The 3,922-nt window shown below is 73.6% G+C and carries 5 protein-coding genes; 3 read left to right on the top strand and 2 right to left on the bottom strand.

Translation table 11 applies throughout. From position 1 onward, the window contains the following. The first annotated feature begins 14 nt into the window (after positions 1 to 14). Positions 15 to 980 (top strand): helix-turn-helix transcriptional regulator, encoded by a 966-nt coding sequence (locus ACFCY7_RS40115; RefSeq protein WP_376491024.1) that lies wholly within the window; start codon positions 15 to 17, stop codon positions 978 to 980. 103 nt (positions 981 to 1,083) lie between these two features. Here ACFCY7_RS40115 and ACFCY7_RS40110 read toward each other — a convergent pair whose 3' ends face one another. After that, the gene (locus tag ACFCY7_RS40110; RefSeq protein ID WP_376491022.1) at positions 1,084 to 2,004 is read right to left on the bottom strand and encodes an SDR family oxidoreductase; all 921 of its coding nucleotides are present in this window, start codon (positions 2,002 to 2,004) and stop codon (positions 1,084 to 1,086) included. A gap of 98 nt (positions 2,005 to 2,102) precedes the next feature. Here ACFCY7_RS40110 and ACFCY7_RS40105 point away from each other — a divergent pair, with 98 nt between their 5' ends. Further along, positions 2,103 to 2,624 carry a DUF4240 domain-containing protein gene (locus ACFCY7_RS40105; protein ID WP_376491023.1) on the top strand — a complete coding sequence of 174 codons (522 nt, stop codon included), beginning with the start codon at positions 2,103 to 2,105 and terminating at the stop codon, positions 2,622 to 2,624. Positions 2,625 to 2,737: 113 nt separating this feature from the next. Here the strand turns inward: ACFCY7_RS40105 and ACFCY7_RS40100 are convergent, their stop codons facing one another. Further along, complete coding sequence (locus ACFCY7_RS40100) at positions 2,738 to 3,532, bottom strand: SDR family NAD(P)-dependent oxidoreductase (RefSeq protein WP_376491021.1); 795 nt, start codon at positions 3,530 to 3,532, stop codon at positions 2,738 to 2,740. Between the two features lie 120 nt (positions 3,533 to 3,652). Between ACFCY7_RS40100 and ACFCY7_RS40095 the strand changes: the two genes are divergently transcribed. Continuing rightward, the coding region (locus ACFCY7_RS40095) for a TetR family transcriptional regulator (protein ID WP_376491020.1) at positions 3,653 to 3,922 on the top strand (270 nt) is incomplete at its 3' end.

Genomic DNA, 3,922 nt, shown 5'->3' with positions numbered 1-3,922 from the left:
CGCATGATGGAGTCATGCGTGCCGCCCGCCTCATCAAGTTGGTCCTGCTGCTCCAGTCCCGTCCGTCCATGACGGCGGCCGAGCTGGCCGCCGAGCTCGAGGTGTCGGAGCGCACCGTCACCCGGGACGCGCTGGCGCTGTCCGAGGCCGGGGTGCCGGTGTACGCGGACCGCGGGCGGACCGGCGGCTACCGCCTGGCCGGCGGGTACCGCACGCGCCTGACGGGGCTCGCCCGCGGCGAGGCGGAGGCGCTGTTCCTGTCGGGGCTGCCGGGCGCGCTGCGCGACCTGGGCCTCGCGGACGCGGCCTCGGCGGCCCGGCTCAAGGTGTCGGCGGCGCTGCTGCCCTCGCTGCGGGACGCCCCCGACGCGGTCGGCCGGCGCTTCCACCTGGACGCGCCCGCCTGGTACCAGGAGCCGGAGGCCCCCGAGCTGCTGCCCCCGGTGGCCGAGGCGGTCTGGGACGACCGGTGGATCTCGGCCCGCTACCGGCGCGGGGACGCCGAGGAGGTGGAGCGGGAGCTCCAGCCGTACGGGCTCGTCCTCAAGGCGGGCGTCTGGTACGTCTGCGCGCGTTCCGGCACGGCCTTCCGCACCTACCGGATGGACCGCTTCACCGCTGTCGCCGTCTCCGACGAACGCTTCGCCCGCGACGAGGACTTCGACCTGGCCGCGTTCTGGGCCGAGCGCTCCGCCGACTTCGCCCGCTCCCTCCTCCGGGCCGAGGTCGTCGTACGCCTCTCCGCCGCGGGGGCCCACAGGCTGCCGCACGTCACGGACCGCGCCGCCGCCGAGCAGGCGCTGGCGGCCGGGACACCGGACACGGACGGCCGGGTGACCGTGACGCTCCCCGTGGAGAGCGAGGACGTCGCCTTCTCCCAGCTGCTCTCGCTCGGCCCCGAGGCCGAGGTGCTGGCCCCGGCCTCCCTCCGCGAGCGCTGCGGCGAGGCCGCCCGGGGACTGGCCGCGCTGTACGCCTGACGGCCCGGGCGGCCGCTCCGTACACCTGACGGCCCGGGCTGCCGCTCCGTACCTCTGACGCGCGGGGACGGCCGCTCCGTACCTCTGACGCGGGGCGGCCGCCCTACCGGTAGTCGGCGACGTCCGGCTCGCCCGTCTCGCCGGCGATGATGAAGCCCCAGGCGTCCGGGCGTGAGCCGTCGGCGTCGGTGAAGCCGTACTCCCGCGCGAGCTGTCCGCTGGAGAGCGACCCGCCGTTCCAGCGGTGCCGGTCCGGGTCGGCGGCGAGGGCGGCGACCGCGCGGCCCACGTAGACCGGGGACTCGGAGATCGCGAAGTCGGGGGTCTTGCCGAGGGCGTCGCGCCAGTTCTCCTCGGTGACGCCGAAGGCGGCGAGCATCTGCTCGGAGCGCAGCCAGCCGGGGGTGAGGGCGACCGCCGTGCCGCCGTGTTCCGCCAGCTCCTTGCCGAGGCCGAAGGCCATGCGGAGGGGGGCGTTCTTGGCGAGGTCGTAGAAGAGGTTCTCGCGGAAGCGGGTGCCGTTGTACTCGGCGGTGCCGTCGGTGACCTCGACGACCAGCCCGCCGGGGTGGCGGATGAGCAGCGGCAGCGCGGTGTGCGAGGTGATGGCGTGGGTGCGCACGCCGAGTTCGAGCATGCGGAGGCCGCCCGCGAGGTCGTTCTCCCAGGTCTTGCGGCCGAAGGCGAGCAGGTGCTCGCCGCCCCACACGTCGTTGACGAGGACGTCGAGGCGGCCCCGCTCGCGGTCGATGCGGTCGACCAGGGCGCGGACCTGGTCGGGTTCCAGGTGGTCGGTGGGGACGGCGACGCCCTCGCCGCCGGCGGCCGTCACCAGTTCGGCGGTCTCCTCGATGGTCTCGGTCGCCCGGCCGACCTCGCTGAGGTGGTCGCGGGTGGTGCGCCCGGTGGCGTAGACGGTGGCTCCGGCGGCCCCGAGCTGGACGGCGATGGCCCGTCCGGCGCCCCGGGTGGCCCCGGCGACCAGGCAGATCCGTCCGCGCAGTGGTGTGGTCTCAGTCGTCATGGCGCCAGGCTGACAGGAAAGCCCGACATCTTCTGTCCGGATTCGTTTCGGGGTTTCCGGGTGCGTCGCACTCGCCGGGGCACGATGCTGGTCCCGTGATGGACGAGACCGCGTTCTGGGAGATCATCGACGCCAGCCGTGAGGACGCCGACGGCGACCCCGAGGAGCAGGCCGACCTGCTCGTGGAACGGCTGACGGGCCTTGACCCCGACTCCGTGCTCGACTACGCGCGCCACTTCGAGGCCCGCTTCAACCGCGCGTACCTCTGGGACCTGTGGGGTGCGGCGGCCGTGCTGTTCGACGGGGCGGGCGACGAGACCTTCGACTCGTTCCGGTGCTGGCTGATCGGCCAGGGCCGGGAGGTGTACGAGGGGGCCGTGCACGATCCGGACACGCTCGCGGAACTGCTCGGCGACTTCGACCTGGAGATCGACGGGGACGGCGAGGAGATCGGCTTCGCGGCGGACGAGGCGTACGAGGCGCTGACCGGCGCCGAGACCCCGGACCTGGGGATCCCGGTGCCGGGCGAGGACCCGCTGGGCACGCCGCTCGACCTGAACGACGACGACGTGCTCGCGGCCCGTTTCCCCCGGCTGTGGGAGCGCTTCGGGGCGGTGTAGCGGAGATCCCGGAGGAGGGGGTTCCGGGATCCCCGCCCGACGCCCGGAGCGGTCGGCGGTCAGCGGTCGGCGGTCAGCGGTCAGCGGTCAGCGGCGACGGCTCCGGAGTGGGCTCAGAAGTGGGTGCCGCCGTCGACGCGGACCTCGGTGCCGGTGATGAACTTCCCGTCCTCGCTGGCGAGCATCGCGACGACGCCGGCGACGGTCTCCGGGCCGGCGAAGCCCTGGCCGAGGGCGGGGGCGAGCTTCGCGAAGAGGGACCAGTCGGTGTCCTCGGGCAGGCCGGGACCCGCGGACTGCTTGCTGGCACCGCTGCCGTCGGTCATGCCGGAGGAGATGGAGCCGGGCTGGACGGCGGTGAAGCGGATGCCCTGCTTGGCGTACTCGGCGGCGAGCGCGTGGGTCATGGACTGGATGCCGCCCTTGCTGGCCGCGTAGGCGGACATGTAGGGGTGGGCGAACATCGCGGAGGTGGAGGAGAAGTTCACGACGGCGGAGCCTTCGCCCTCCAGGAGGGCGGGGATCGCCTCGCGGATCACGAGGAAGGTGCCGGTGAGGTTGATCCGGATCACCTGCTCGAAGGATTCGAGGCTCGTCTCGTGGGTGTGCGAGGAACGCAGGATGCCGGCCGCGTTGACCAGCACGTCCAGTCCGCCCAGCGCCTCGACGGCGGCGGCGACGCCGGCCCGTACGGAGGCCTCGTCGGCGACGTTCAGGACGACGGTGGTGAGGCGGTCGGCGGCGTCGCCGGCCTTGGCGACGGTGTCCTTCAGACCGTCCTCGCTGATGTCGGCGGCGACGACGCGACCGCCCTCGGCGAGCATGCGCAGGACGGTGGCCTGGCCGATGCCGGAGCCGCCGCCGGTGATGAGGGCGCGGCGTCCTTCGTAACGGGTCAGGTGGTTCATGGCGGCAACCTCTCGATGTCAAGCATTCGGTAGAACGCTGACACCGTACGCCTAGATGGCACGTTTTGCCACACCTGCACGTTGTGCACTTCGGGCGTTCGCGGGCGTACGCTTCGTACGGTGAGCACCAAGCCCCCCTCCCCGTCACTGACGGAGCGCCGCAAGGCCGCCACCCAGCTGGACATCGCCCGCGCCGCCGCCGAGCTCTTCACCGAACGCGGCCCCGACGGCACCACGGCCGAGGACATCGCCCAGCGGGCCGGGGTCGCCCTGCGCACCTTCTACCGCTACTTCCGCTCCAAGCAGGACGCCGTGGCCCCGCTCCTCGCCGGCGGCGCCGACCGCTGGCGGCAGGAGCTCGCCGAGGCCGGCGCCGAGGCGGGAGCCGGC

Source organism: Streptomyces sp. NPDC056361, assembly GCF_042262805.1.
Classification (GTDB): domain Bacteria; phylum Actinomycetota; class Actinomycetes; order Streptomycetales; family Streptomycetaceae; genus Streptomyces.
This window is presented reverse-complemented; position numbering and strand designations above follow the sequence as displayed.